This window comes from Pseudoalteromonas sp. AOP31-A2-14, assembly GCF_052378035.1.
In the GTDB taxonomy this organism is placed as follows: Bacteria; Pseudomonadota; Gammaproteobacteria; order Enterobacterales; family Alteromonadaceae; genus Pseudoalteromonas.
In genome coordinates, this window is sequence record NZ_JBQSXI010000001.1 from 671,663 (window position 1) to 697,660 (window position 25,998).

The 25,998-nt window shown below is 39.7% G+C and carries 27 protein-coding genes; 11 read left to right on the forward strand and 16 right to left on the reverse strand.

Translation table 11 applies throughout. The annotated features are described in order from the left end of the window. Positions 1-225: 225 nt before the first annotated feature. The 5 genes from phoB (at position 226) to ACT3S9_RS03150 (ending at position 4,845) form a co-directional block, all read left to right on the forward strand. Positions 226-915 carry a phosphate regulon transcriptional regulator PhoB gene (gene phoB / locus ACT3S9_RS03130; RefSeq protein ID WP_441836308.1) on the forward strand — a complete coding sequence of 230 codons (690 nt, stop codon included), beginning with the start codon at positions 226-228 and terminating at the stop codon, positions 913-915. A 44-nt stretch (positions 916-959) separates the two neighbouring features. Beyond that, positions 960-2,264, forward strand: coding sequence for a phosphate regulon sensor histidine kinase PhoR (gene phoR, locus ACT3S9_RS03135; RefSeq protein WP_441836307.1), 1,305 nt, complete (start codon positions 960-962; stop codon positions 2,262-2,264). A gap of 190 nt (positions 2,265-2,454) precedes the next feature. Beyond that, positions 2,455-3,423 (forward strand): PstS family phosphate ABC transporter substrate-binding protein, encoded by a 969-nt coding sequence (locus tag ACT3S9_RS03140; RefSeq protein ID WP_441836306.1) that lies wholly within the window; start codon positions 2,455-2,457, stop codon positions 3,421-3,423. 79 nt (positions 3,424-3,502) lie between these two features. Next, on the forward strand, positions 3,503-4,003 hold the full coding sequence (locus ACT3S9_RS03145) for a transposase (RefSeq protein WP_444750572.1): 501 nt from the start codon (positions 3,503-3,505) through the stop codon (positions 4,001-4,003). Then, positions 4,000-4,845: an IS3 family transposase gene (locus ACT3S9_RS03150; protein WP_444511517.1), complete on the forward strand. Its 846-nt coding sequence runs from the start codon at positions 4,000-4,002 to the stop codon at positions 4,843-4,845. The genes ACT3S9_RS03145 and ACT3S9_RS03150 overlap by 4 nt, the downstream gene beginning before the upstream one ends. A gap of 84 nt (positions 4,846-4,929) precedes the next feature. On the opposite strand, the gene mdoH is transcribed toward ACT3S9_RS03150, so the two are convergent. The 10 genes from mdoH to sfsA all read right to left on the reverse strand — a co-directional run bounded on the left by mdoH (position 4,930) and on the right by sfsA (position 15,666). Beyond that, positions 4,930-6,876, reverse strand: coding sequence for a glucans biosynthesis glucosyltransferase MdoH (gene mdoH / locus ACT3S9_RS03155; protein WP_441835222.1), 1,947 nt, complete (start codon positions 6,874-6,876; stop codon positions 4,930-4,932). Beyond that, on the reverse strand, positions 6,851-8,587 hold the full coding sequence (locus ACT3S9_RS03160; protein ID WP_441835223.1) for a glucan biosynthesis protein: 1,737 nt from the start codon (positions 8,585-8,587) through the stop codon (positions 6,851-6,853). The genes mdoH and ACT3S9_RS03160 overlap by 26 nt, the downstream gene beginning before the upstream one ends. Before the next feature lie 351 nt (positions 8,588-8,938). After that, positions 8,939-9,178, reverse strand: coding sequence for a hypothetical protein (locus tag ACT3S9_RS03165; RefSeq protein ID WP_441835224.1), 240 nt, complete (start codon positions 9,176-9,178; stop codon positions 8,939-8,941). A gap of 36 nt (positions 9,179-9,214) precedes the next feature. After that, positions 9,215-10,069, reverse strand: a complete 855-nt coding sequence (panC, locus tag ACT3S9_RS03170) for a pantoate--beta-alanine ligase (protein WP_441835225.1) — start codon at positions 10,067-10,069, stop codon at positions 9,215-9,217. Next, on the reverse strand, positions 10,070-10,864 hold the full coding sequence (gene panB / locus ACT3S9_RS03175) for a 3-methyl-2-oxobutanoate hydroxymethyltransferase (RefSeq protein WP_441835226.1): 795 nt from the start codon (positions 10,862-10,864) through the stop codon (positions 10,070-10,072). A 31-nt stretch (positions 10,865-10,895) separates the two neighbouring features. Then, positions 10,896-11,381 carry a 2-amino-4-hydroxy-6-hydroxymethyldihydropteridine diphosphokinase gene (gene folK, locus ACT3S9_RS03180; RefSeq protein WP_441835227.1) on the reverse strand — a complete coding sequence of 162 codons (486 nt, stop codon included), beginning with the start codon at positions 11,379-11,381 and terminating at the stop codon, positions 10,896-10,898. Between the two features lie 3 nt (positions 11,382-11,384). Then, a complete protein-coding gene (gene pcnB, locus ACT3S9_RS03185) occupies positions 11,385-12,731 on the reverse strand; it encodes a polynucleotide adenylyltransferase PcnB (RefSeq protein WP_441835244.1) in 1,347 nt (448 codons plus the stop codon). 290 nt (positions 12,732-13,021) lie between these two features. Further along, complete coding sequence (gene gluQRS, locus ACT3S9_RS03190; RefSeq protein ID WP_441835228.1) at positions 13,022-13,978, reverse strand: tRNA glutamyl-Q(34) synthetase GluQRS; 957 nt, start codon at positions 13,976-13,978, stop codon at positions 13,022-13,024. 17 nt (positions 13,979-13,995) lie between these two features. Further along, positions 13,996-14,439, reverse strand: a complete 444-nt coding sequence (gene dksA, locus ACT3S9_RS03195) for an RNA polymerase-binding protein DksA (protein WP_441835229.1) — start codon at positions 14,437-14,439, stop codon at positions 13,996-13,998. A gap of 507 nt (positions 14,440-14,946) precedes the next feature. Continuing rightward, positions 14,947-15,666 (reverse strand): DNA/RNA nuclease SfsA, encoded by a 720-nt coding sequence (sfsA, locus tag ACT3S9_RS03200; protein WP_441835230.1) that lies wholly within the window; start codon positions 15,664-15,666, stop codon positions 14,947-14,949. Between the two features lie 80 nt (positions 15,667-15,746). Between sfsA and pepB the strand changes: the two genes are divergently transcribed. Together pepB and ACT3S9_RS03210 are read left to right on the forward strand one after the other, a co-directional pair. Next, positions 15,747-17,042 carry an aminopeptidase PepB gene (pepB, locus tag ACT3S9_RS03205; RefSeq protein WP_441835231.1) on the forward strand — a complete coding sequence of 432 codons (1,296 nt, stop codon included), beginning with the start codon at positions 15,747-15,749 and terminating at the stop codon, positions 17,040-17,042. A gap of 184 nt (positions 17,043-17,226) precedes the next feature. Continuing rightward, positions 17,227-17,793, forward strand: a complete 567-nt coding sequence (locus tag ACT3S9_RS03210) for a phosphoribosyltransferase (protein WP_441835232.1) — start codon at positions 17,227-17,229, stop codon at positions 17,791-17,793. 60 nt (positions 17,794-17,853) lie between these two features. Here the strand turns inward: ACT3S9_RS03210 and ACT3S9_RS03215 are convergent, their stop codons facing one another. Further along, entirely contained in the window at positions 17,854-18,510 is a 657-nt protein-coding gene (locus ACT3S9_RS03215; RefSeq protein WP_441835233.1) for a Crp/Fnr family transcriptional regulator, read from the reverse strand. 241 nt (positions 18,511-18,751) lie between these two features. Here ACT3S9_RS03215 and ACT3S9_RS03220 point away from each other — a divergent pair, with 241 nt between their 5' ends. Beyond that, positions 18,752-19,000: a uroporphyrinogen decarboxylase gene (locus ACT3S9_RS03220; protein WP_441835234.1), complete on the forward strand. Its 249-nt coding sequence runs from the start codon at positions 18,752-18,754 to the stop codon at positions 18,998-19,000. On the opposite strand, the gene ACT3S9_RS03225 is transcribed toward ACT3S9_RS03220, so the two are convergent. The 5 genes from ACT3S9_RS03225 to ACT3S9_RS03245 form a co-directional block, all read right to left on the reverse strand. After that, positions 18,990-20,657, reverse strand: coding sequence for an amidohydrolase (locus tag ACT3S9_RS03225; protein ID WP_441835235.1), 1,668 nt, complete (start codon positions 20,655-20,657; stop codon positions 18,990-18,992). The two genes, ACT3S9_RS03220 and ACT3S9_RS03225, sit on opposite strands and share 11 nt — an antisense overlap. A gap of 443 nt (positions 20,658-21,100) precedes the next feature. Further along, entirely contained in the window at positions 21,101-21,343 is a 243-nt protein-coding gene (locus tag ACT3S9_RS03230) for an EF-hand domain-containing protein (RefSeq protein WP_441835236.1), read from the reverse strand. A 23-nt stretch (positions 21,344-21,366) separates the two neighbouring features. Further along, positions 21,367-21,597: an EF-hand domain-containing protein gene (locus ACT3S9_RS03235; protein WP_441835237.1), complete on the reverse strand. Its 231-nt coding sequence runs from the start codon at positions 21,595-21,597 to the stop codon at positions 21,367-21,369. A 186-nt stretch (positions 21,598-21,783) separates the two neighbouring features. Beyond that, entirely contained in the window at positions 21,784-22,014 is a 231-nt protein-coding gene (locus tag ACT3S9_RS03240; protein ID WP_441835238.1) for a hypothetical protein, read from the reverse strand. Between the two features lie 21 nt (positions 22,015-22,035). Continuing rightward, positions 22,036-22,278 carry an EF-hand domain-containing protein gene (locus ACT3S9_RS03245; protein ID WP_441835239.1) on the reverse strand — a complete coding sequence of 81 codons (243 nt, stop codon included), beginning with the start codon at positions 22,276-22,278 and terminating at the stop codon, positions 22,036-22,038. A 353-nt stretch (positions 22,279-22,631) separates the two neighbouring features. Between ACT3S9_RS03245 and ACT3S9_RS03250 the strand changes: the two genes are divergently transcribed. The 3 genes from ACT3S9_RS03250 to ACT3S9_RS03260 are packed head-to-tail and all read left to right on the forward strand — an operon-like array spanning position 22,632 to position 25,985. Beyond that, complete coding sequence (locus ACT3S9_RS03250) at positions 22,632-24,092, forward strand: sensor histidine kinase (protein ID WP_441835240.1); 1,461 nt, start codon at positions 22,632-22,634, stop codon at positions 24,090-24,092. Beyond that, entirely contained in the window at positions 24,089-24,634 is a 546-nt protein-coding gene (locus tag ACT3S9_RS03255; protein ID WP_441992725.1) for a hypothetical protein, read from the forward strand. The genes ACT3S9_RS03250 and ACT3S9_RS03255 overlap by 4 nt, the downstream gene beginning before the upstream one ends. Position 24,635: 1 nt before the next feature. Then, positions 24,636-25,985 carry a sigma 54-interacting transcriptional regulator gene (locus ACT3S9_RS03260; RefSeq protein ID WP_441992726.1) on the forward strand — a complete coding sequence of 450 codons (1,350 nt, stop codon included), beginning with the start codon at positions 24,636-24,638 and terminating at the stop codon, positions 25,983-25,985. Positions 25,986-25,998: the final 13 nt, after the last annotated feature.

A 25,998-nucleotide genomic window follows, 5' to 3' on the forward strand; every position in this document is an offset into this window, starting at 1 on the left:
GGTATTTGTCTGATCTGAGTTAGCAAGGTTGATAATTTAGTGATCCAGCCTAAACTTCGTTTTAGGTAAAGTAGGATTAGCTAGAAATGTAATTATTTGGACCTTTGTTAGGCTAATTTGTGTTTTTTTTAGTCTCATTTCAAATAACACGTTACACTTTCATAAAAATGTCATACTTAGTCATAATAATGAAAACTAGTTCGGTAACGAAAGAGATTAAATTCAATGGCACGTAAAGTATTAGTCGTCGATGACGAAGCACCAATTAGAGAAATGTTAGTTTTTGTATTGGAACAAAATGGTTTTCAAGCAGTTGAAGCACAAGATTACGATTCTGCAATTGCGGCGATGGTAGAACCGTACCCAGATATGGTTTTACTGGATTGGATGTTACCCGGTGGTAGCGGTATTCAAGTTGCGAAAAAGTTTAAAGAAAACGAATATACTCGTAAAATCCCTATTATTATGCTGACCGCACGTGGTGAAGAAGAAGATAAAGTGCGGGGGCTAGAAGTAGGGGCTGATGATTATGTTACTAAGCCTTTTTCACCAAAAGAGCTAATGGCGCGAATTAAAGCGGTTATCCGCCGTGTTGCACCTACATCACTTGAAGAAGCAATAGAAGTGCATGGCTTAAAGCTTGATCCTATTTCTCACCGTGTTACCTCTGAGGGTAGTGAACTGGATATGGGACCTACTGAGTTTAGACTACTTCATTTTTTTATGACTCATCCTGAACGTGTTTATAGTCGAGAGCAGCTGTTGGATCATGTGTGGGGTACGAACGTGTATGTGGAAGATAGAACGGTTGATGTACATATTCGTCGTTTACGTACAGCTATAGCGTCGTTAGGCCATGACAGACTAGTTCAAACAGTGCGTGGTGCCGGTTATCGCTTTTCAAGTAAATTATAAAAACACGTAGGCTAAGCCCACGTACATAAAGGTAAAGTAAGTGTATGTATCGAGTTGTTAATAAACAGGCGCTAGCAAAGCGCCTGTTTATGTATTTTTTACCTCTGCTATTAATTGGCGTGCTTGTGGGTGCGCCATTTTTGCTTTTATTTTTAGGATCTTTTTCATTACTACTTTGGCACTACCATCAGCTTTATAGGCTCAGTGATTGGTTGCTTAACCAACGTAGCTTTAACCCACCAGAAGGTGAGGGTGTATGGGAGCAAGTGTTTGAGGGAATTTATCATTTACAACATCGTAATCGTAAAAAACGTAACGAGCTAGCAGATTTAATTCGCCGTTTTAGAGATGGCGCTGAAGCAGTTCCTGATGCAGTTGTGGTGCTGCAAAAAGATTTAAGTATCGTATGGTGTAACCAACTAGCACTAAAAGTATTGGGGTTACAGTGGCCAACGGATCATGGCCAACGTTTAGATAACTTAATTCGTGACCCCAAATTTGCTAAATATATGCAATTAGAGTCGTTTGATGAAGCATTAGAGCTTGATAGTGGACATAAACAAGTACTTGAGTTTCGAGTAATGCCTTATGCTAGCTATCAGTTGATGGTGGTGCGCGATGTCACCCGATTAAAACAACTTGAACAAATGCGTAAGGACTTTGTTGCTAATGTTTCTCATGAGCTACGAACACCGCTTACGGTGGTAACTGGTTATTTAGAGATGCTTGACGGTGATAATTTACCGCCCCCGGCAATGTGGCATAAAGCGCAAAATACCATGCTTGGACAGTGTCAGCGCATGGATAGCTTGGTAAATCAGCTGTTGTCGCTGTCACGTATTGAAGGTGCACGTCGACAGGACAATGATAAACCAGTCAATGTGCCGCAAATGCTGAGCTATATCAAAACTGAAGCGCAATCAATTAATCAAGATAAAAACCATCAGCTGATTTTTAATATTAATGAAAGTTTAGATATTAAAGGTTCGGGAGATGAGCTACGCAGCGCGTTTTCAAATTTGGTGTTTAACGCCATTCATTATACAAAACCTGGTGGGGTGATAAATGTGTTGTGGCAGTTAAAAAATGATCAAGCTCAGTTTAGTGTAACTGATAATGGTGATGGTATTGCCCCTGAGCATATAAATCGGTTAACGGAGCGTTTTTACCGAGTTGATAAGGCGCGCAGTCGCATCACCGGTGGATCTGGGCTTGGCTTGGCTATTACCAAACATGTGTTAACTAGACACGATAGCCATTTGAACATTAAGAGTAAATTAGGAAAAGGCTCGGTTTTCTCATTTTCTTTTGCTAAAGAGAAAATTGTAAATAGCCTGAAATCTAGTTGAATTTATATTTAACTTTTTGAAATAAATAGGTTTTCAAGTTGTTCTTTACTGACTAGAAATTTTGAAATTAAACAATAATAGCCTGCTAAAGTCATAAAACTGTCACACCATAGTAATTTAACTGTCATCTAGTCACTTTAGAGTAGGGCGCAGTTAAGAAATGGAACGAATAAATCGGAGTTAACCCTTTATGAAATTTAAAAATTTAGTCGCTGCAATTAGTGTAGCTGTAACAACGTTTGCTTCTGCACAGGTTATGGCAGTCGATAAAACAATACCTGAATATCAAAAAGTAAGTGGTATTTCAGGTAACTTTTCATCAGTGGGCTCTGATACATTAGCCAACATGATGACTTTTTGGGCTGAAGAATATAAACGTATTTACCCAAATGTAAATATTCAAATTCAAGCGGCAGGTTCTTCAACTGCACCACCGGCGCTTACAGAGGGCACTGCAAATTTTGGTCCAATGAGCCGGAAAATGAAGTCAAAAGAAATAGAATCGTTTGAAAAACGTTACGGTTACAAACCAACGGAAGTTCGTGTAGCAATTGATGCGCTTGCAGTATTTGTTCATAAGGATAATCCAATTAAGGGATTACGCATTGATGAAGTTGATGCAATTTTCTCATCAACTCGCAAATGTGGTGCTACTAAACAAGTTAATCGCTGGAGTGAAATAGGTTTAACTGGTGATTGGGCTTCGCGCGATGTCCAGCTTTATGGTCGTAATTCTGTGTCTGGGACTTATGGTTACTTCAAGAAGAAAGCTTTATGTAAAGGGGATTTTCGTAACAACGTAAATGAACAGCCTGGTTCGGCTTCTGTTGTGCAATCAACGTCGTCATCGTTGAATGCGATTGGTTACTCTGGTATAGGTTATAAAACATCAGGTGTACGCACGGTTCCGCTGGCTAAAAAAGGCGATAACTTTGTCGATGCGACCCTAGAGAACGTTGCAACAGGTAAATACCCATTATCTCGTTTCTTGTATGTTTATGTAAACAAGCACCCAAATAAGCCTTTAGCGCCTATTGATGCTGAATTTTTAAAAATGGTGCTATCACAAGATGGCCAAGGTATTGTTAAAAAGGATGGTTATGTACCCCTTTCTGGCCAGTTGGCAATGAAAGAGCTTAAAAAGCTAGATCTTCTATAAAGTTAATAAAAAATAAAAAAACCGCGCAATTTGAAGTGACCCCCAATAGTTGGACAGTCCAATTACTGGGGGTCTTTTTATGTCCAAACATCATCGAGCTTTTAAGCTCAAAGTAGCTGAGTTCGCTTTATCTGAAAGCTCTCCGGCGATAGGTAATAGATTTAATGTTACACAAAGGCAGGTCCGATATTGGACCGCTGTTTATCGAATTCATGGCGCTGAAAGCTTCAGGTCTGTTCACAAACCTTATTCTCAAGCATTTAAGATAGAAGTGTTAAAATCGATGGCAGCTAACAGTTGGTCACTCAGCTATACCAGTGCGTTCTTCGATTTATCGTCCCCAGGTATTCTTTTTCAATGGCAAAAGCTTTATGCTCGCGATGGTATATCCCGTCTCCAACCACAGAAAAAAGGTAGGCCAACCATGACAAATAATTCTTCTTCATCAAAACCAGTAGAGCAAATGACTGAGGAGGAGTTACGAGAAGAGTTAGCATACTTACGAGCAGAGAATGATGTGCTAAAAAAGTTAGAAGCCTTGGCTCAAGCCAGAAAGAAAAAAGCAAAGACAAGACGATAGTCGTCGAAGAGTTCAAGGCAAAACATAGCTTACGACATCTATTAAAGGCCACGGGGTTGGCGAAGAGTGTCTACTATTATCATCGAACTACATGTGAGCAGCCCTGCGCCAACAGTGATTTACTCGTAAAAATACGTGATATCTATCACACGCATAAAGGGCGATATGGCTATCGCAGAATTACGAGTGCCCTAAGAAAAATGGGGGTACTCGTTAATCATAAGCGCGTTCAACGTCTAATGAATGAGTTAGGCCTTAAGTCAAAAGTAAGGCCTAAGCGCTATAAATCTTACAAAGGTGAAGTGGGTAAAATCGCAGAAAATACGCTTAACCGCGAGTTTACTGCGCAGAAGCCTAATCAAAAATGGGTAACGGATGTGACGGAGTTTAAAGTGGATAATGAGAAGGTATATCTATCGCCTATGATTGACTTATTCAACCAAGAGATAATCAGTTACGAAGTAAGAAAATCCGTTGCGCTTCCCTTGGTAACTGACATGCTTAAAACCGCAACGGCTAAGTTGAAGCCGAACGAGAAGCCGATAGTACACTCAGACCAAGGATGGCAATATCAAAACAAGCAATATCAAAAGCACCTTAAAGAAAAAGGGTTAAAACAAAGTATGTCTAGAAAAGGAAACTGTTTAGATAACGCTGTTGCTGAAAATTTCTTTGCCATACTGAAAAGCGAGATGTATCACAACGAAACGTTCAAGGACGCGAATGAACTCATTGAAAACATCAAAGAATATATCCACTATTATAACAATGAGCGTATTAAGCTGAAACTAAAAGGCCTGAGTCCGATACAATATCGAAATCAGGCCTTGGCTGCCGCTTAGAAATGAGTCCAACTTTATGGGGTCACTTCAATTTACATTGCGCGGTTTTTTTATTACTTTAACGAACTATTTATCTTTTATTCGTTATTTACTTGCAAGCCCCGCTTTTTTCTCGCGCTTACTTTTTGCTTTAAAGCTTTGAACTGGCATTACTGTTGGCTGCTCTTCTGGTAATTCTGGAATAGAGAAGTCAGCGTTCTTGTCAACAGGTAGCCCAATTTCTTGCTCATGAAGGCGCAGCGCAGCGAGTGTATCGTCGTGTTCTACTTCACTTGGACAAAGGAAAATCCCCATCTTACGTAGCTTTACACCTAAACCAATGCTACTTGAATAACGCACCATAGGCGCGGCCAATATCAGACCTAGTAAAATGGGTGATAACCACCAAAAGAATACTGGTGTGTAATAATATGCTACAGCACCCCAAGCTAGAGAAATAACCGTAGCTAGGAATGTATAACCAAGCGCTTCACGCCACGGTACCATACGACCCGTACGGGGTTGTGCATCCCAGCTTACTTTTTTCCCTAAAAAGACACACACTACAAAGTAGCTATGAAATACCATCATTAACGGCGCAATAATAACTGCAAAAATGGTTTCGATTAGTGAACCTGCAATTAACTTTAATGAACCACCAAACTGCTTATTTCGATGCACTAAAGTGACAATAATACCCATTAACTTAGGAAGTAATAGCAACACCACGGTAATAAATAAAAGCGAATTGATAAGCTCTGTTTTGGCTATTTGCCAAGTAGGAAATAATTGATAAGCCTGATTAAAATACACATTACTATTCATTGCACGAGTAACCGCATCAACTGTACTTAATACCAACATCGATAGCCATACAAGCGATGAAATATACGCTGTAGCGCCAAGTGCAAAGTGCAGTTTGCTCATCATTTTTAAACCCGATGAAGGTAACAAACCTAAATGTTGAATATTACCTTGCACCCAACGTCTATCGCGGATGGCGTAGTCTAATATATTACTTGGGACTTCTTCATAACTGCCTTGCACATCGCTTAGTAAAATTACATCCCAACCACTACGATGGAGCAAAGAGGCTTCAACAAAGTCATGACTTAAAATCTCACCACCAAAGGGGGCTTTACCTTCAATTACAGGTAATCCACAGCACGTAATAAAGGCTTCAACGCGAATTATTGCATTATGGCCCCAGTAATTGGCTTGATTGGTTTGCCAAAAGGCTGAGCCCGTTGCCAGCATAGGGCTATAAAGTACTGACGCAAACTGCAAAAAGCGACCAAAATAGGTATCTTGTCTTACGGGAATAGGGATAGTTTGAATTAAACCAGAGTTAGGGTTCTTAATCATGCTTGCGGTCAACTCAAGCATACATTGCCCAGTCATGATGCTGTCAGCATCTAATACGATCATGTGATCGTACTTATTGCCCCAACGCTCACAAAAGTCAGTTAAATTTCCTACTTTTCTGTGTTTATTGTCTTCGCGGCGACGATAAAAAGTCTGTTTTGCAATATCACCCAAACGCGCAGTAAGTGCATGCCATGCTTTTAGCTCATTTTTGGCTATTTCTTTATCTTGTGTATCACTTAATAAATAAAAGTCATAATGTTTAAGCTGACCTGTTTTAGCAAGCGAGCGTAAACTCACTTCAAAGCCTGCAATAACACGCTCTGTATCTTCGTTATAGACAGGCATAACCACAGCTGTTTTTGTTTGGCTAAGAGCTTGTTCATCAATGTTAATGGGTTTTTGACGCTTTAGGGTAAGTGGATCTATACGAAAAAGTTGCAATATAAAGCCCATACAACCACTACAAAATGCGGTAACAATCCATGCAAAGGTCACTGAAAATAAAGTCAGTAGCGCATATTCAAGTGGCGTCATACCGTTTGAGTTTAAAATATCAAACATGATCCACATACCATAGGCCGAAATACCCAGTACCAGTAAACTAAATAGCCATATTCGGGTTTTTTTAAGTGGCATTGTGGTATTATGCTTTTCGTTATCAGATGTCATTTTGATACCAGACATAGCTCCAGACCTCACTAATCTCTTTATCACGTAGCTTTAATGATAAACGCATATCAACAGGCTTATCTCCCTCTGGTGCAACCTTGAAAGCCACTCGCCATCCTTGATTATTTGGTAATTGCAGTACTGTTTTGTCAGTCACTTCACCTGAGTTTAAATTTAAGTTTGCTTGCAATTCTAATTCAGGTGATAAGTCGTTAATATTTTCACCGCTAAAATCTACAGTAAATTGACGGTGACTTTTTGGTGGCGGATTTTCTTCACCTGGTAATGCGGCACTGCCAATTCGGGTACGTAAAACCTGTGCTTTATGTTGTGTACTGAGTGTTGAATTAAATGTAGTTAAGGTATAGCTGAAACTTAATTCTTCACCGGCTTTTAGTGGTTTTTCAGGAACCCAATAGCTAACAATATTATCATTCGTTTCAGTATCGGTTGGAATTTCAACCAACTCTACACGGCCTTTTCCCCATTCGCCTTGTGGTTCTATCCAAAGGCTTGGACGGTCATGGTAATGCGCTTCAGTATCTAAATAGTTATTAAAGGTGCGGTCACGTTGTGCTAGTCCAAAGCCTTTAGGGCTGTCATAAGCAAATGAGGTTACGCTTAGTCCTTGTGGGTTATTAAGCGCGCGCCATACCCACTTGTTGTCTTTTGATTGCATTAATAAGCCATCAGAATCATGCACTTCTGGTCTGTAATCATCAAAGAACTTAGTGCTATTTTCACCGTGATAAAACATGCTGGTAAGTGGTGCAACACCTAGCTTTTCAATGTCTTGGCGAGCAAATATTTGCATCTGTGTTTTTATCTCGGTGTTTGTTGAAGGGGTGATTTCAAAGCGATATACCCCTGTAACTGATGGACTATCAAGCAGTGCATAAAGCACTATACTGGTTTCTTCTGGTTTTGGCTTAACAAGCCAAAACTCTTTAAAGGTAGGGAACTCTTCACCCGAACTGAGTGCTGTATCAATGGCTAAACCGCGAGCAGAAAGACCGTATGTTTGATCTGGTCCAACTAGGCGAAAATAAGATGCACCTTGGAATACCGCAACTTCATCTTTGTATTTGTTATTATTCAAGGGGAAATGAATACGAAAGCCTGCATGGCCAAGTTGGTTATCACCTAGGTCTTGCTTAATTTCTTGCTCAAGCGGTTCAGCAGTACCATCGTAGCGATAAAAGTCAGTGCTGAAGGGGAGATTTTCAACTTGATTTTCAGTATTTACAGTATTGATTGTGACCGGCGTTTTGTATAAAAAACCAGGATGGAATAACTGTACTTCATATAAGCTTTGATCTTTCCAAATTGATTGCTCAGGTAGAAAACGAATAGCGCGATAATCTTGATAATTAATGGAATTTAAAGCATCTAAAGCAACTTCCTTTGGTGGAACATACTCTTTTGAAGCCAGTTGCTTCGCTCTAGTTCCGATCACTTCAAACAGGTTTTCAGATGGAATGGTTATAACTGTCGGTTTTTTTACTTCTGTTTGATCCGTTTCACTCTCGGCTGCAACGGGCTTTGTTGCTTCATCGGTATTAACGTTTTCAGCTATTTCAGTTTTTTTAACTTCTTTTGCTGTTTCTGTATTAACTGGTTTATTTATTTGCTCTTGCGCAGCATAAGCACTACACGCAAAAATAGCCAATAGAGCCCCCAATAAGGTTTTCTTTTTAAACAATGGGTACCGGGTATTCGTTTCCATTAAATTTTTTCCTTTAGCCGTTTTACGCTTGATAAAGTAGTAAAAGTACTCTGCAAAAATTAAGCCTGAAATAAGTTGTTTTATTTCAGATGTTTAAGTTTTTATATGTCACCTAATATGTATTTCATTTACAGTAGCAGTCAAAAATTACACTCTAAGAGTAATAGATTATTGGAGTATGCTACTGGGTTGAAGCTGGCTCTAAGGTGAATAGCGCAATTTATTTACAAATATGATTAAGTTAATTTAAAAGTAAGCTCAATAGTGTAATTTATAAAAGAAAGCCAACCAAGCTTTGGGTTAGTTTAGCTGGCAATTCGAGTCAATTAGTTAGCAAAGCATACCGAGCTATTATTGAACTTCGCCTAGGCTTTGTGCATTAGCTTTACATTGGTTATGCGCTTCAATACATTTATCGCTACAGACTCTATGTAACATACCCTCGGCGGTACTTTGTTGCTCACAGCTTGTTTCACATTGATAGTTTTGTTGAGCGCACTGTTGCATCTCTGGATTGTCTATTTTATTTTGACATGCAGTTAAAAAACCAACAGCAAATACAACACTTGATACTTTTAAAAGTGACTTCATGTTTTTCCCTAAATTATAATTTTGATTGTTAAACGCTTAGTTATTTATATCAACTTGCAGATTATCAATTAATCTTACAGGGCCTAAAAAGGCCGCCGCTAAGATGACTAAATTATTATCATCAAGTGTAGCAGCTTTTAATGTGTCACGCTGTACTATGGCAAAGTAGTCAGGCTTCAGGCCAGCGTCTTGAAGTTGTTGTTTTGCATGGCTTTCAAGTTGAGCGTAATTCTGATTATTTGACTTTAGTTGTTGTGCGGTTTCACTCAGAAGCTTAAATAGTGCTGTGGCCGTGTTTTTTTGTTCTGGTGATAAATAGCCATTACGTGAGCTCATAGCCAACCCAGAGACTTCGCGTGTAGTTGGTACGCCGACGATTTCAACTGGAATCGATAAATCGCGGGTCATGGTTTTAATAACTTGCAATTGTTGAAAGTCTTTTTCACCAAAGCAAGCAAAGTCAGGTTGTACCAAGTTAAATAACTTAGTGACGACAGTAGCGACACCACGAAAGTGTCCTGGTCTAGCTCCACCGCAGTAACCCATAGAAATGCCTGGCACATCAACAAAGCTCTGTACGCCTAATCCGTTAGGATAGATTGTTTCTACTGATGGAGTAAATACGATATCAGTCTCAAGCTCTGCAAGCCCTTGTTTATCTTGAGTAAGGGAGCGAGGGTAGTTATCTAGATCTTCATTAGCGCCAAATTGCATAGGGTTAACAAAAATACTAACTACGACTTTGTCAGCCATATTTTTAGCTTTTTCGACTAATGAATAGTGGCCTTGATGTAGGTTGCCCATAGTCGGTACTAAAGCAATGCTTAAACCAGCTTGGCGCCATGCTTTAATTTGACTACGTAAAGATTTGATTTCGGTGATTGATTGCATTTATTTAAACTCGTGTTCAGCACTTGGGAAAGCACCACTTTTAACATCGCTACAATATTTTCTAACTGCATCAGGCATATTACCTGTTTCGAGTAAAAAGTTTTTCGAAAACTTAGGAATATAACCCGCTGAAATACCTACTAAGTCATGCATTACCAAGATTTGTCCATCGGTAGCATTACCCGCCCCAATTCCAATTGTTGGAATGGTTAGTTCATCAGTTATGCGTTTGGCCAACTCACTGGGAATACACTCTAGTACCAGTAACTGCGCACCTGCGGTCTCAAGTGCTTTTGCATCATTAACCATTTTAGTGGCTTGGGCGTGTTCGCGACCTTGAATTTTAAAGCCACCAAATACATGCACTGACTGCGGGGTTAGTCCTAAATGTCCACATACTGGCACACCTTGTTGGGTAAGAGTCGTAATTGTATCGTGCAGCCATTCGCCGCCTTCAAGTTTAACCATATTGGCGCCAGCGCTCATTAGCTGTGCGGCATTCTTACAGGCATCAGCGGTGTTTGAATAGGTCATAAAGGGTAGGTCGGCAATAACGAATAACTCGCGGTTACCAGAGCGTACGCAGCGAGTATGATAAGCAATGTCTTGGTTTGTTACAGCAAGGGTGTCATCTCCGCCTTGTAAAACCATGCCCAGAGAATCACCAACTAAAGTAACTTCAACGCCATTGTCATGAAACAGCTTAGCAAAGCTGGCATCATACGCGGTTAAGGCCGTTATTTTTTGTTGTTCTGCTTTCATTTTATTTAGAGTTGAGACCGTAATTTTAGGCATAATATCCTCGCAATTGCGCGCTAATAATTAGTTATAGCGGTAATTTTTGTAAATCATTTAGCGGCAAGTTCGCAGCTAGTGTTGATAGTGAAACGCCATCTGGCAATGTTAACGTGGGGGCAATTTCAAGTAATGGGTAGACCACAAATTCACGCTCACACAGGCCGTAATGTGGCACAGTTAAGCGCTCAGTGTTAATGATATCGTTTGCAAACAGCAGAATATCAATATCAAGGCTACGTGGCCCCCAACGATTTTCTTTTCTGACACGGCCATGATCATGTTCAATCTGCTGCGTAGCATCAAGAAGTTGCTCGGCTAACAAAGACGTTTTAATTGCCACTACAGCATTAACGTAGTCAGGTTGATCTTGTGGTCCCATAGGTTTGCTAGCGTAGTAGCTAGAGGCACCAATAAAATCAGCATTGTTAAGTTTTTTAAGTGCCGAAATAGCGTTATTAATTTGTTGTTTAGGGGCATTTAAATTAGCCCCTAGACCTAAATAAACCAGCTTCATGTATTATTCGCTTGGCTTAGGTGAGCGCTTACGAGAACGACGGCGGCCACGTGGCGCCCCTTGATTACCTAAGGCTTTAACCATGCTTTTTTGGCCATTAATATCTTGGCTTAAGTAGTCTGTCCACCAAGTAGCTAGTTGATCTTGTTCTTGCTCACCAGCTTGTACGCGCAGTAATAAGAAGTCGTAAGCTGCTTTAAAGCGTGGCTGTTGAGTGAGTCTATATGCGCGCTGACCTGCTCGTTTATCTAAACGCTCTTGAATATGCCAAATATCACGTGCGCCTAAAGTAAAGCGTTTTGGTACTGCAATATGTTGGGCATTTTCACTGAGTACTTTGCTCATGCCCTGTACGTATGCATCGTATTCAGATAGCTGCTCTTGTTGCTGCAATTGTTTTGATTTTTGAAGTAACGGAAACCACAATAGGGCGGCAAATATAAACGCGGGTGTGATTTTCTTTTCAGCGTTGATGCGTTTATCTGTGTTGATAAACATTTGCTGGATAAAAGTCTCTTCAAAACCATTTGGGTTTTTAGTAATGATTTCATCAAGCTCAGGAAACAACGATTTAAACAATCCATACTGGCGTAGCATAATAAAGTTTTGCTCGGCTTTACCATTTAAAAATAGCTTTAAGATTTCCTCAAATAAGCGAGCTGGTGGAATATGATCTAACAAACTGGCCAGTTTTATAATTGGTTTTTCACTGGCAGGCGCTATCTTCATATCCAGTTTCGTGGCAAAACGCACAGCACGTAGCATTCGCACTGGATCTTCACGGTAACGCGTTTCAGGGTCGCCGATTAGCTCAATTTGCTTGGCTTTAATCGCACTTAAACCATTGGCATAATCGTAAATACAAAAATCATTGATTGAATAATACAGAGCATTGATTGAAAAGTCGCGGCGTTCGGCGTCTTCTTCAATACTACCAAATACGTTGTCGCGTAATAGTTGGCCGTGTTCGCTTGATTGGCTCGTTTGGTTTTTTTCTTCAGCGGCTTCGTGATGACCACGCATCGTGGCGACTTCAATAATCTCGCGGCCAAATACAATATGCGCTAAACGAAAGCGACGACCAATTAATCGACAGTTACGAAAGAGTTTTTTTACTTGCTCGGGGGTCGCATTGGTCACAACATCAAAATCTTTAGGTTTTTGACCTAACAAAATATCACGAATACAACCACCAACAAGGTAAGCATCAAAACCACCGTCTTTGAGGCGATATAACACCTTGATTGCATTTGGGCTAAATTGTTTGCGCGAGATATTATGTTCGCCACGGGTGACAACAATCGGTTCGTCACTCACTGTAGCGTGCGGGGCACTTGCATCAGGGCCAATAATTTGTCGACAAAATTGAAAAAGCTTGGAAATAATAATCTGTCTCCTACAGAAATCATCAATTTGATTGCGTACAATCAAAAAATTAGACCAAGTATAGCGAATCACACCAAAATTGTGGCACTTACTCGACACCTATAGCCTGTTATACCTGCTGAATAAAACACTCGATCAATCTAGCCTTAAGAGGCTTAACCAAATAATAAAAGCATAGGTAGAGTGAGAGGCTTAAACTTAGGCTCGCTATCATATACTAGCAGGCGTTAAAAATTAAGCTGATAGACTTAAATTTAACGATTTTTATCGTGATTAATCACTGTGAATAGTGGATCAGCTTGTTGTGGGTGTTGGCTTACTTGAATTTCCATAGCGTTAGGAATTGCTTGTAACTGGTAATTTTTTATTGCCCAAGTGATCATTTGCTCTACATTGAGTTGACTAATTTCAGTATCAGGATTGAGTCCTAAAAACTGTAGTGCAGCAAATAACGCCGGCTCTGGGGATTTTGTTGAAATGGCCGGGGCGTAATTTTGCTTTGATAATTTAAAGCCTGGGCTTGTTACCGCAAGCGGTAAATGGGCGTATTCAGGCACTGGATTTTGCAGCTGTTTAAATAAACTTATTTGTCGCGCTGTGGGTTCAAGTAAATCTGCGCCGCGAACTACACGAGAGATTTTTTGCTCAATATCATCAAGCACCACAACTAACTGGTACGCGAATAGGTCATCGCTACGTTTAATTATGTAATCTTCGTGAGCCAAAGCGTTGTCGACGGCTACGCGGCCTTGAATTAAATCATGGTAGTGATCGGTTGGGTATTTTTGTTTAATGCGGATAGCATGGCGGCTTAAATCAAGTGCTTTATTTCGGCATTGACCTTGGTAAATTCCGCCCTGTAATTTGATTTCTTTACGCGAACATTCACAGCCATACAGTTGCTGCTCAGTTGTTAAGCTAGAAATAATATCGCGATAGTAATCGTGGCGCTTGGTTTGATAACTGACTTGCTCATCCCAATAAAGGCCATAAGCTTCTAAGGTAGCAAGAATATCACTTGCAGCGCCTGGAACCACTCGAGTCGTGTCAATATCTTCAACGCGTACGAGCCATGAACCTTGATTGGCTTTGGCATCAATATAGCTACCTACAGCCGCCACTAAGGAGCCAAAGTGTAATGGCCCAGAGGGTGACGGCGCAAAGCGGCCGCGATAAGCGCGCTTAGGCGCTGTATCTGCAACATTAAGCATCGGGTTAACTTAGGTTATTAACCGCGACCTGCTTGCTTTTCTTTTATTTCAGCAATCGTTTTACAGTCAACACATAAATCAGCAGTTGGGCGCGCTTCTAAACGACGGATACCAATTTCGATTCCACATAACTCACAAAAACCAAAATCATCTTCTTTAATTAAGTTGACGGTTTTTTCAATTTTTTTGATCAATTTACGTTCACGGTCACGAGTTCGAAGCTCTAAAGAGAACTCTTCTTCTTGTGCTGCGCGGTCAACGGGATCAGGAAAGTTAGCTGCCTCGTCTTGCATATGTGATTTAGTACGATCAACTTCGTTACGAAGGTCGTTGCGCCATGATTCTAAAATCGCTTTAAAATGAGCACGTTGTGCTTCATTCATATACTCTTCACCCGGCTTCTCTTGATATGGGTCTAATCCGGCTTGAGCCAATAACCCCATTCTTTTTTGGTCTGGCATAACTTTCTCCTAAATCCTTAATATAATGCCCAGCATGAGCCGGCGGCTATAAATAGCAGAATCTTATAAGTGAGGCAAATTTATTTTAACTTTTATTACGCTTAAAAGCTGGTTTAAAGGTTATTAATAAAAATATTACCTATAAAAACTGGCAATAATGATACCCAAGTAAGCAAAGGATGCGCCTCGAAATCGATTAGGTATATATGGTCAAAAATAAAAAACAACTGGTTTTATCATAAAGCGGCTAAAAATTTAGCGGGTGGACTTCTGATGATGGGTAGTTATCGTGGGCTGCTCTAAAGCGCGTTGAAGGCGGCTTTAATGTTTATCGCTTTGATCGTAGTGGCACCACAATCTTAACCGTGCCCCGTATATTGATCATCAAACGATGCGATCACTTTGATGATCAACCGTGTTTTTACTTAAGTATTGCGTTAAGACCGCTGCCACTTAAAGGTGGCGATATTAATCTTAATTTGATTGGCGAAATGGATTTATCCTTAGTTAAGCAATAAACGGAATACTTTCCACTAAGGTAACTTCCTTAGTCGAAATTTTTGCTTTATAAGCAATTACTTCAACCCCTTTATTTAGCGCTTCGTTAAGGAGTAAAGCATATTTTTCGTCAATATGTTTGGCGGCACTTACTTGATTTATGCCCTCGTGTAACACTGCAAATAACAGCACGGCACGATGACCTTGTTCGACCATTTCGATTAGTTCACGAATATGCTTTTGACCGCGTAGTGTTTGTGCATCCGGAAAGTACCCTTGGCCACTTTGTGGTGTATTTTGGCTAAGTAGCGTCACTGATTTAACTTCAACATAGCAGTTGGGGCGGTTGTCATCGCTGAGTAAAAAATCAATTCGGCTATTTTCTTGGCCGTATTTTACTTCTGCTTGAAGGTTGCTGTAATCGGTTAACTCTTTGATTAATTTATTATTAAGTGCTTCTTCAACCACCTTGTTAGCAATCGCAGTGTTGACGCAAATCAGCTGGCCAAACTGGTTTTCGGTTAGCTCAAGTGAGTGTGGGTATTTTCGTTTGATATTGTCGCTGGTGGAATAAAAAGCATTGAAGCCTGGCTCGGCACAGCCGGTCATTTTTCCTGTGTTGGCACAGTGGGCGGTAAATTCTATGTTATCGGCTAGCTGTAGGTCAGCTAAAAATCGTTTATAGCGCTTTAATAGGGTCGCTTTTTGTAATTGCTGCTGGAATCGCATTATTTAATCTCATTCGGTTGGGATGTGAGCACAGCTATAGTAAACTCATGTCACTATTTTAGCGTAAAGAGTATTCTAACATGTCTGAAAAATTAGTTGTTCAACTAAGCGAGCAAGCAGCCGCAGCACATTGGGGCGAAAATGCGTCACTTTCTTTTACTGAGCAAGGTGCAACCGTTCATTTATCTGAGCAAGAAACCTTAAAAAATGTTCAAAAAGCAGCGCGTACTTTAGCTAATCAAGGAATTAAAAACATTGTTTTAGCCGGTGACACTTGGTGCACTGAAAGCCAGTGGGCTTTTTACCAAGGTTTTGTGTCAGCTAAATCATTAAGTAATGTTGAGTTTGTTCAAAACGCACAAACTGATAGCAAAGAACTAGAGTCTTTATTAAAATCAGCGACCTGGGCACGCCAAATGGTTAATGGTACTGCTGATGATATTTACCCTGAAAGTCTTGCTGAGAAGGCCGCTGAATTTATTCAATCATTAGCGCCTGAACATGTTAGCTATCAAATTATTAAAGGCGATGCTTTATTAGAACAGCAATGGGTAGGTATTCATGCTGTTGGCCGTGGTAGCGTGCGCCCGCCAGTATTACTTGAACTTGATTATAACCCAACAGGCGATGATAACGCCCCTGTAGACGCCGCATTAGTGGGTAAAGGTATTACCTTTGACTCAGGCGGTTATTCAATTAAAGCCAGCGAAGGCATGCTAGGCATGAAGTGCGACATGGGCGGTGCTGCAACAGTGACCGCTGGTTTGGCTCTGGCCATTAGTCGCGGTATTAATAAGCGTATTAAGTTGTTTTTATGTTGTGCTGAAAATTTAATTTCAGGCCATGCATACAAACTAGGTGATATTCTGACTTATAAAAACGGCACTACAGTTGAGATTGTAAATACCGACGCAGAAGGGCGTTTAGTACTAGCTGATGGCTTAATGGCAGCAGGCGAAACAGGTGCTCCGCTTATTATAAATGCCGCCACACTTACTGGCGCAGCGCTTGTTGCTGTAGGCCAAGAGTACAATGCCTTATTTGGTCTTGATAAAGAATTTGTACGTGAAGTCGAAGGCTTTGCGGAGCAAGAAATGGAAGCTGCTTGGCCATTACCACTTGAAAAATGGCATCAGCAACATTGCCCGTCACCGTATGCTGATACAGCAAATAGCCGCGCCCAAAAAGGCGGTGGTTATGGTGGTGCATCAAATGCGGCAGGTTTCTTATCGCGTTTTGTGCCAAATGGCGGCAAAGGCTGGGTGCATATGGATTTGGCTGCGGCATTTAATATGGGTAGCACCAGTCAATGGGCTGCTGGCGCAACAACGCAAGGTATGCGTACCGTTGCACGTACTTTATTAGAAAAAGCGTAAAGTATAAAAAAGCACAATAAAGTCTTTAAAAGCGTCTAACTAGACGCTTTTTTATTGTTCATTTTTTGTAATTACAAACACAGACAAGATTTATTGTCTGGTTTAGGGTAAAATCTTGCCCCACTTTGTAGTTCGCTGGTTGTATGGGCTACACTTGATTGATCAACTCACGGGGTTTCTAATTATGTCTGATAAGTGCTACATCACAGCGCAACAATTGCTGGAAGATTCTTTTCGCGTTGCTGCGCAGGTTTATAAAGATGGTTTTCGTCCTGATTTTATAATTGGTATTTGGCGAGGCGGCGCACCTATTGGCATCGCAGTACAAGAATATTATGACTATAAAGGCATAGAAACTGATCATATCGCGGTGCGTACATCGTCTTATTACGGTATCAATAAGCAATCTAAAGAAATTAAAGTTCATGGCTTACATTACATTATTGAAAATGCCAATGCCGATGATTCATTACTGATTGTTGATGATGTATTCGATTCTGGTCGCAGTATTTTTGCCTTAAAAGAAAAGCTTTCAGAGTTAATGCGTTTGAATTTACCGCGTGATATTCGCGTTGCATGCCCGTATTACAAACCAAAAAATTCTAAAGTGGAAATGAAGCCTAATTACTATATTCATGAATCTGAAGAGTGGTTAGTATTCCCTCATGAGCTTTCTGGTTTAACGCCTGATGAGATCATTGAAGGTAAGTCTGATTTAGCCAAAATCCACGACATTTTATTAGAAAAGTAAGTGATTTGAGCTCAGCTTAAGTATTAAAAAACTATAAAAAAAGGCCGTAACGGCCTTTTTTTATAGCTGAGCAAAACTATCTACGTAGTCGCTGAGTTTAGCTATATCAACCGCTTTTAAACCATCACTTGAACGCTCAACTAAATCTTTTTCAACCAACTCTGAAACGACTCTGCGATAAGCGCGCTCTGTAGTGGCGAAGCGCTCTGCTTCAGCATTAACTGTGGGGTAGGCACGTAACAATGTAGGGTTGTTATTTTCGGCGCGTAATAGGCAGTCCTTAGCAATGTTATAGGCTAAAGGAAGAAGCAGTTTATCGAGATTTATTTTTTGATTCTCTTGAAACTTTGCCGCAATGGTTTGCGCTGTATATAAGCTTAGCTCAGGTTTCTCAAGCAATAAGGCACGCCAATGTTTAAGCTCGATAAGGTTATAACTTACGTTGCTAAAGCAGGTTACTGTGTAAATACAGGGGTTACTATTAAGCGCTTCAATTTCGCCAATCAACGTGTTATTACAGTCGAGTTGACCGAGTAATAAGCGCCGACCATTACCCACATCGTAACTAAACGATATCGTGCCGCTGCGCACCAAGACAAGCTTGGTGAGGGGTTGATCCTGGTGGAGCAGCACTTCTTTTTTGGATTGCTGATAACGACTACCAGCAAAGGTCAGTAGTTGATCCACTAAATAACTAGAAAAATGATATTGAAACATCAACTCTGCTCTTCGGACAATTGTCCTATTTGTTACACCTTAATGACGTTAACATTAAGAATCTAAGAATTTATGCTAACTTGCTAAGCAATTAACTTGGTTAATATACTTACCTCACTGTCCCGTGTGATGATTCATCAATAGTCATGAAGCATTTTTTGCAAGTTAGCTTTTTTACATTACCTTGATAGGCGCTAAAAGCCAATACAGCAATGCTAACCTAAAGCATAGGAGAGGACAAATGAGTTGGGAATATTTAGGGTATTTCGCTTCTGTTTTATTAGTTGCCTCTTTAACTATGAGCAATGTAGTTAAGCTGCGCTGGTTTAATTTAGGTGGTTGTATTGCATTTACTTGCTACGGTATCGCTATTGAGGCTTTTCCGGTGGCATTTACGAATGGTTTACTCGCTGTTGTGAATATATACCACATAATTAAGTTAAAGCGCCAAGCAAATATTGACGCTAAAACCAAGATTATTACTCCTTAGTAAGCGAGTTATCAGTGCTATTATTTAGCTGGTAGCGCAGCTCACCTGCAATCCATGTTTGCTCTACTTGGATAGTAAAAATCTCTTCTACAGGTACTTTAAAGTAGTCTTTATCTACTAAAATAAAATCAGCCCATTTACCTTGCTCAAGACTACCAATTTTAAACTCTTGATGCGCTGCATACGCGCCGCCAAGCGTAAAAGCGCGTAGGGCATCTTCACGACTCAAAGCTTCATAAGGGCGCCAGCCGTTTTCAGGTTGCATGTTATGGTCCATTCTCGTAATAGCCGAATATAAACCATCAAACGGGTTGGCAAGCTCAACCGGATAGTCAGAGCCTGCAGCAACGACCGAACCTTGATCTAAAAAAGTTTGCCAAGCATACGCGCCTTGTAGTTGTTTATCGGTTAAGCGCTGCTCTGCCATATGCATGTCTGAGGTGGCATGTACTGGCTGCATTGATGGAATTATTTTTAAGGTTTTAAAACGTGAAATATCCTCGGGAGTAACAATTTGTGCGTGCTCAATACGGTTTCTAAGCAATATACCACCGGTTTTTTTAAATACATTTTGATATGCATCTAGCACCACATGGTTAGCTTTATCGCCAATTGCGTGAGTATTTGCACTAAAACCATTAGTAAAACTTAAGGTAAATAATTCTTCGAGTTTTTGTTGGGTTTCGAGCATTAAACCTTGGTGGGTCTTTCTGTCAGCATAATCTTCTAATAAAGCTGCCCCGCGACTACCGAGTGCGCCATCGGCGTAAATTTTTACGCTTCGTATCGACATAAAATCATTAGGATCTTGATATCTGCCTGCTTTGAGCATGGTTTTTAGTTTCGGATCGGTCGCACTTAACATCGCCACAAAACGCAGCGGTAAAGTGCCTTTTTCTGCGAGCTGCTTATAAATTTTCCACGTTTGATAGTCAATGCCTGCATCGTGAGTTGAGGTTATACCTAAACTTAATAAGTGTTGGCCGGCTTTATTAAGGGCAAGTTGAATATCTTTATCACTGGTTTTAGGGATAGCCGTACTAATGAGGTTTTCCGCTTTATCAACAAATATACCGCTTGGATTATTAAAGCTATCGCGAATAACTTCTCCACCTGCAGGGGACTGTACTTTTGCAGTAATACCCGCAAGCTCCATAGCTTTAGTGTTAACCCAAATTGCATGGCTGTCTATGCGTGAAAGTACTACGGGTTTGTCGGCAATTATTTTATCTAAATCAGCAGCGCTTGGAAATTTTTTATCAGGCCATAACTCTTGGTTCCAACCTCGACCAATAATCCAACCGGTTTTATCTTTTGCAAATTCAGCTAGCTTTTCTTGTACTTGCGCAATTGAACGACTGCCTCGTAAATCAAGTTCAGATAAGTTATTACCAAGGCCAATTACATGGCCGTGAGCGTCAATTAGTCCTGGCAGTAAGGTTTTTTGTAAGGCATCGATATGCTCTGCTTCTGGGTAGCTGGCTTTTAATTTATCAGACCCTGTTTTTACTACTTTTCCATCTTTAATCACCAAGCTAGTAAATTGTTTTATTTTTCCTTCGTAAGTAGGTGTGTAGCCGTTGGCGTTATAAATAACGCTGGTGTTAGCAAGTACGGGGAGGGTTAAAGCACTGAGTAAAGCGAGTAATGGTCTCATTAGCTTATTCTTTTCTATAAATTTCTTTAAAACATTAACAGAGAAGTTCTAAACTGCAAATTTTTTAGGATAATAATTGCAGTTTCTACTATGCTTTCGCTTACAAATATAATGAAGTGAACATTCATATGAAGTCTAATTAGCTTTATATGAACAATAAGGTATGTATTTGCAAGAGTTACTGCTGCTATGGGTTTATAAAAGTGGTTTATTACCAAATAGTTAAACTTTGAATGGTTGAAGATGGCATCCGATATTATTAAAAGTATGCATACTATACATACTTTTAATAGATACAACTAAGCGAACAACAGCGGTCAGTAATAGCAAAGTGAGTCGATACTCTCACAAATGGTATTTTTAAATTAAGTTAATTTAACTAACTTAACTTACCGACAAATTTAAAGGGGAGTAAAGTAGCCTATGACGTGCTTTTAAAAGGGTTATTTGCTGGCGTATAGGGTAAACTCGGATAAAGAAAGTTTACTGTCTTTGTCTGAATCATAGCTTTGAAAACGTGACCAAAGAGCTGGATCATTCGCTGTTTCTGAGCGACTTAACAAGCCATCCGAATTGCGATCAAGTTGTTTAAACTTACTTAGAATATCAGCTGCATTTGCTTGGTTACTAATTGATATCAGGCAGAGCGTTGCCAATGCGGCAAAAAAAGGTTTTTTAATAATCATAGTTTTATAATCAGATAATGTAATTAATTTTTGGTTAAATAGCTTTTAAATTCAGCCAATGAGATACGGTTATCTTGGTCTATATCCCATCGCTTATAATTGCTGAGTAGTTGCGGTTGTGCCTCAAGCTCTGCATAGGTCAAATAACTGTTTTTATCATTATCAAGATGATTAAAACGTTGCGTTACATCCAAAGCTAAAGTGTTGCTACTAAATACGATGAGTAAGCTTGTCATTAATAGTTGTATTTTCATAATTTCTACCTAAAGCACGCTTAAAACACCTAAATAAGTAAAGCACTTGCCATAATTTAACTCCCTAAATTAAATCCATTTACACGCTCCCTCTGGGATTATGGCAAGTACTTTAGTGTTTAGGATAGCCAAATACGTTTGAATAGAGCCTTAATGTGTATCATCAATGTTCCATTTAAGTGAAAATTAATGGGTTTTGAAGTTTGTAAACTCTTGTTCAGAGAGCTGTTGATTTTCGTTTTCATCCAAATCATCAAATTGTTTAACAAGTTGCTTATTTGATTTAGCTTCAAGCAATGAAATTTGGCCATCAGCGTTAATATCTAATTTGGTAAAAGTAATGCTCATTTGTGATGCTAAAACAGTAGCACTGATTACTAAAAACATTAGTGAAAAAGCGACGATAAGTTGTCTCATTATTTAGTTCCTAAGTTACGTCTATTTTAAGAATGCTTTAAATTCAACAAGCGAAATTTGACCATTTTGATCGGTATCAATTTGCTCAAAGCTTTCGTGTAGTACTGCATCCTCTGATGCCTCTGATTCACTTAGCGTTGCGTTGCTGTCTTTATCTAACTCACTAAATGTAGCTTCAACATCCATGGCATAAGTATTGCCAGCAAAAAGTCCTATTACAAAAAGGCTTGTAATACTGACTGTTGTGATTGTTAACTTACTCATGGTGATATCCTTGTAATTACTAATTAAGCTAACCTTAGCAATAATAGCGCCACGTTTGTTTTTTTGTTTTATTTCAAGTTATTATATTTTTATAAAGTAGTGAACAAGCATATTTGCAAGTTAGTTGTGTCTTTTTTGCAACTAAATTTGATGTTTTTCTTGTATTTTACTATAAAACAAGCGCTTATATTGTCTCTAAATGGCGACATGTGGCTGTTGAGTTAATTCAGCTAGTGTATAAGCTATATAGCCGATACTATGTCGGTTTGTTGCTAGTGCACTACTTACGCTAAAAGTGGTATTAATTAGTTTGATTTTCAAAAGAGTTTTCAAAAGTGTTTAAGGAATACTCAATGCCTGTGTCGTTTGCCAAAAAATATCAACAAGTTTTAAAGTGGCGGCCAAGCTTGATTGGTCAATTTGTATGCAGTACTTTGCTGGCATTATTACCTTTATCGTTAGTCGTGCTGGTATTTTTAAATGCGTTAAATAAACAATTGGCGATAACTCAGCAAATAATTAGTGACAACTTTTTGGTTTCTAAAAGTTTTAATAGCTTAAAGCAAGAGCTTAATAGCCTTGAGAGGGCGACAAGACAAAACTGGGTTTTAAAAAGTGAATCCTTGGATAAATTAATTGTCGAAAAGTGGCAATCGTCACTTAGCAGTGTGGAAGATCTTATTTTACTTGGCCCAACTTCCGAACATGTAACTCAGTGGCAGCAGCTTAATAAGGTATTGTTAAATACACAAATTAAGCTGGTTGATGAAAAGCGTCAAGAGGCTAAGCTATTTATTCCTATAAGTGAGTTGCTTGCAAAGAAAACGCTTTGGTTACGCGAGCAAAATGAGTTACAAGTTACTCGCAACCAATTGGCGATTAAAGCGCTGCAAGACTCATTTATTAATTGGTTACTGGCACTTATCCCACTCACTTTACTGGTGAGCGGTGGTTTTTTATGGCGTATCAGTGGCCGCTTAAAAGGTTTAATATCTGTTATTGGTAAATTGGGGCAAGGCGATTGGCAGCAAAAAATTGACGTTCAAGGTTCTGCTGAATTGGTTGAATTGGGTAATAAGCTACAGTGGGTACAAGCTCAACTACATATATTAGAACAGCAAAAAGATACCTTTTTACGCCATGTTACTCATGAACTGAAAACTCCACTTGCTTCGATGGTTGAAGGTACTGACTTACTCAGTGATGAAATTGTTGGTCCTGTTACCGATGAACAACGCGCGGTACTTGATTTAATCACGCAAAGTACGGTGCGTTTACGTACCATGATTGATAGCTTATTAAGTTATAATGCTATTCGTACCAGTAGTGAAAGCGTCAATGAAGTTGATTTTACTGAGTTGCAAAGTAAGATAAATCATCATTTTGAACATCGTTTATTAGCTCGTGACCAGGATCTAAATTGGCAAATTTCCCTTCCTAAACAACCTATTATGGTGGCGGGGGAGTTACTGGAAATGATTTTAATACAGCTGATTTCTAATGGTTTAAAGTTCTCACCACACGGTGGGGTTGTGCGTGTTTATTTAGGCCTTGAACAAAAAGTTTTAAAAATAGCGGTGAGTGATAATGGTAGTGGTATAAAAGAGCATGAAAAAGAGCAAATATTTAGTGCTTTCTATCAAGGTAAAAATGTAAAAGATATCACCGCACAAGGTAGCGGGTTAGGATTAACTATTGTAAAAGAATCTGTTGAACAATTAAAAGGAAGCTTAATTGTAAAGCATAACGAACCTCAAGGTTGTCGATTTGTTATCGACATTCCCCTAAAGCACCCTAGGAGAGAATTAGTATGAGCTTGCGTGTAATAACCGTAACGCTAGTAAGTATGGTGGGTATTTTGATCAGTGGCTGCGAGCTTACTGAGAAACCACAAGCAGAGGCAGAATCAAAGTCAGAACCAATAATAGCAATAAAGCCAACTAATAATAAATCAAGCGACCCAGGCCCAAAACCACGGCCTAAAGTTGAACCGCAATATCCATCAGCCGAACAAGTAATTAGTTGGCATGCGATGCAGTGTGGAAGGTTCAAAGTGGCTGAAAAAGATAAAAAAGTATTGGCTGAAAAAGAGTTAAAGCAGTTTTTTAAATTGTTTTGCTTAAAAGCCAGTAGCGCGCCTAAAGAAGTTATGACGCAATTATTAAAGCTCGATCAAGCTTATTTTTGGCCTGATGATATTAAACAATACTTATGGCTCCAAAAGCAGCAATTAAAGCAGCACATAGTAGCGGAGCAGAAACAGCAGGCATTAAATGAAAAAATGAAGCAAACCATGTCATCGCTTGCAACCATTGAGCAGCAATTGCTATTACGTGAAGATACTGAGGAGCAGTAATATGAGTGAATTAGTCAACAGCAACCCGCGTATTTTATTGGTAGACGATGACGCCAGCTTACTCAAGCTATTGTCTATTCGTATAGAGTCAAAAGGTTACAAAGTAACAACTTGCGAAAGTGGTATGCAAGCACTACAAGTTTTAAAAAGTAGTATGTTTGATGCTGTTGTGACCGATTTACGCATGGATGAAATGGATGGCATGGCGCTACATCGACAGTTGCAAAGCCGATACCCTGCACTGCCTGTTATTATGATGACGGCTCATGGCTCAATCCCAGATGCTGTTGAGGCAACTAAACAGGGAATTTTTGCTTTTATTACTAAGCCTGTAGATAAAGACGAGTTATTTGATAGCCTTGCCAAAGCCATAGAAATTCATGGCGTAAGTGCCGATGAAACCGCTAACGAAACTAATATAGTTACCCGTAGCGGAGCCATGCTGCATTTGCTTGAGCAAGTGAAAATGCTAGGGCCGACGCAAGTTAATGTACTTATTTCTGGCGCCAGCGGTACGGGTAAAGAGCTATTAGCAAACGCCATTCATCAGCATAGCCATGTTAGTGATGGCCCATTTGTGGCAATTAACTGTGGTGCAGTACCAGGGGAATTACTTGAGTCTGAGTTGTTTGGTCATAAAAAAGGTGCGTTTACAGGAGCCGTTAAAGATCATCAGGGGTTATTTCAACAAGCTGAAGGCGGTACGTTATTTTTAGATGAGATAGGCGATATGCCACTTAACTTACAAGTTAAGTTACTGCGAGTATTACAAGAAAAAACAATTCGTCCAGTGGGCTTCCAAGAAGAAATCGCAATTAACGTGCGCATAGTATCGGCAACGCATAAAAATTTACCTGAGGCGATTGCTAATCAGCAGTTCCGTGAAGATTTGTATTATCGTTTAAATGTGGTTAATTTGAAGCTGCCAGCACTTTGCGACCGCCGTGAAGATATTAGCTTACTTGCGCAGTATTTTAGTGCCATGATAGCTAAGCGCATGCAACAAACTGAAAAACGCTTTGCCAATGATGCCATGCATGCATTAGTGCGTTACGATTGGCCCGGTAATATTCGTCAGTTACAAAATGTGGTTGAGCAAGTGGTTGCACTGACTCCTGGAGAGGTTATATCAGTACATTTAGTTGAAAGTGCACTCAATAGTAATGAAAGCAATGTAGAGCCGCTGTCTTTAAATGATGCTAAAAAGGAATTTGAGCGTGACTATGTAGTTAACACGCTAAAAATGGCTGGTGGTAATGTTGCTGAGGGCGCAAAGCTTGCTAAGCGCAACCGCTCAGATTTTTATAAGCTGATTAAAAAACATAATATTGATGTAGATAGCATCTTCTAAATAAAGGAGACGG

Excerpts from the sequence above, each read along its gene's own strand:
- folK (WP_441835227.1), bottom strand. The coding sequence starts at position 11,381 with ATGAAGCTGGTTTATTTAGGTCTAGGGGCTAATTTAAATGCCCCTAAA.
- panC (WP_441835225.1), bottom strand. The coding sequence starts at position 10,069 with ATGCAATCAATCACCGAAATCAAATCTTTACGTAGTCAAATTAAAGCA.
- phoR (WP_441836307.1), top strand. The coding sequence starts at position 960 with ATGTATCGAGTTGTTAATAAACAGGCGCTAGCAAAGCGCCTGTTTATG.
- ACT3S9_RS03145 (WP_444750572.1), top strand. The coding sequence starts at position 3,503 with ATGTCCAAACATCATCGAGCTTTTAAGCTCAAAGTAGCTGAGTTCGCT.
- ACT3S9_RS03210 (WP_441835232.1), top strand. The coding sequence starts at position 17,227 with ATGTCTGATAAGTGCTACATCACAGCGCAACAATTGCTGGAAGATTCT.
- ACT3S9_RS03240 (WP_441835238.1), bottom strand. The coding sequence starts at position 22,014 with ATGAGACAACTTATCGTCGCTTTTTCACTAATGTTTTTAGTAATCAGT.
- ACT3S9_RS03260 (WP_441992726.1), top strand. The coding sequence starts at position 24,636 with ATGAGTGAATTAGTCAACAGCAACCCGCGTATTTTATTGGTAGACGAT.
- ACT3S9_RS03250 (WP_441835240.1), top strand. The coding sequence starts at position 22,632 with ATGCCTGTGTCGTTTGCCAAAAAATATCAACAAGTTTTAAAGTGGCGG.
- ACT3S9_RS03215 (WP_441835233.1), bottom strand. The coding sequence starts at position 18,510 with ATGTTTCAATATCATTTTTCTAGTTATTTAGTGGATCAACTACTGACC.
- gluQRS (WP_441835228.1), bottom strand. The coding sequence starts at position 13,978 with ATGCTTAATGTTGCAGATACAGCGCCTAAGCGCGCTTATCGCGGCCGC.
- ACT3S9_RS03140 (WP_441836306.1), top strand. The coding sequence starts at position 2,455 with ATGAAATTTAAAAATTTAGTCGCTGCAATTAGTGTAGCTGTAACAACG.
- ACT3S9_RS03230 (WP_441835236.1), bottom strand. The coding sequence starts at position 21,343 with ATGATTATTAAAAAACCTTTTTTTGCCGCATTGGCAACGCTCTGCCTG.
- ACT3S9_RS03165 (WP_441835224.1), bottom strand. The coding sequence starts at position 9,178 with ATGAAGTCACTTTTAAAAGTATCAAGTGTTGTATTTGCTGTTGGTTTT.
- ACT3S9_RS03235 (WP_441835237.1), bottom strand. The coding sequence starts at position 21,597 with ATGAAAATACAACTATTAATGACAAGCTTACTCATCGTATTTAGTAGC.
- ACT3S9_RS03225 (WP_441835235.1), bottom strand. The coding sequence starts at position 20,657 with ATGAGACCATTACTCGCTTTACTCAGTGCTTTAACCCTCCCCGTACTT.
- ACT3S9_RS03220 (WP_441835234.1), top strand. The coding sequence starts at position 18,752 with ATGAGTTGGGAATATTTAGGGTATTTCGCTTCTGTTTTATTAGTTGCC.
- ACT3S9_RS03255 (WP_441992725.1), top strand. The coding sequence starts at position 24,089 with ATGAGCTTGCGTGTAATAACCGTAACGCTAGTAAGTATGGTGGGTATT.
- panB (WP_441835226.1), bottom strand. The coding sequence starts at position 10,864 with ATGCCTAAAATTACGGTCTCAACTCTAAATAAAATGAAAGCAGAACAA.
- sfsA (WP_441835230.1), bottom strand. The coding sequence starts at position 15,666 with ATGCGATTCCAGCAGCAATTACAAAAAGCGACCCTATTAAAGCGCTAT.
- ACT3S9_RS03160 (WP_441835223.1), bottom strand. The coding sequence starts at position 8,587 with ATGGAAACGAATACCCGGTACCCATTGTTTAAAAAGAAAACCTTATTG.
- pepB (WP_441835231.1), top strand. The coding sequence starts at position 15,747 with ATGTCTGAAAAATTAGTTGTTCAACTAAGCGAGCAAGCAGCCGCAGCA.
- ACT3S9_RS03245 (WP_441835239.1), bottom strand. The coding sequence starts at position 22,278 with ATGAGTAAGTTAACAATCACAACAGTCAGTATTACAAGCCTTTTTGTA.
- dksA (WP_441835229.1), bottom strand. The coding sequence starts at position 14,439 with ATGCCAGACCAAAAAAGAATGGGGTTATTGGCTCAAGCCGGATTAGAC.
- phoB (WP_441836308.1), top strand. The coding sequence starts at position 226 with ATGGCACGTAAAGTATTAGTCGTCGATGACGAAGCACCAATTAGAGAA.
- mdoH (WP_441835222.1), bottom strand. The coding sequence starts at position 6,876 with ATGTCTGGTATCAAAATGACATCTGATAACGAAAAGCATAATACCACA.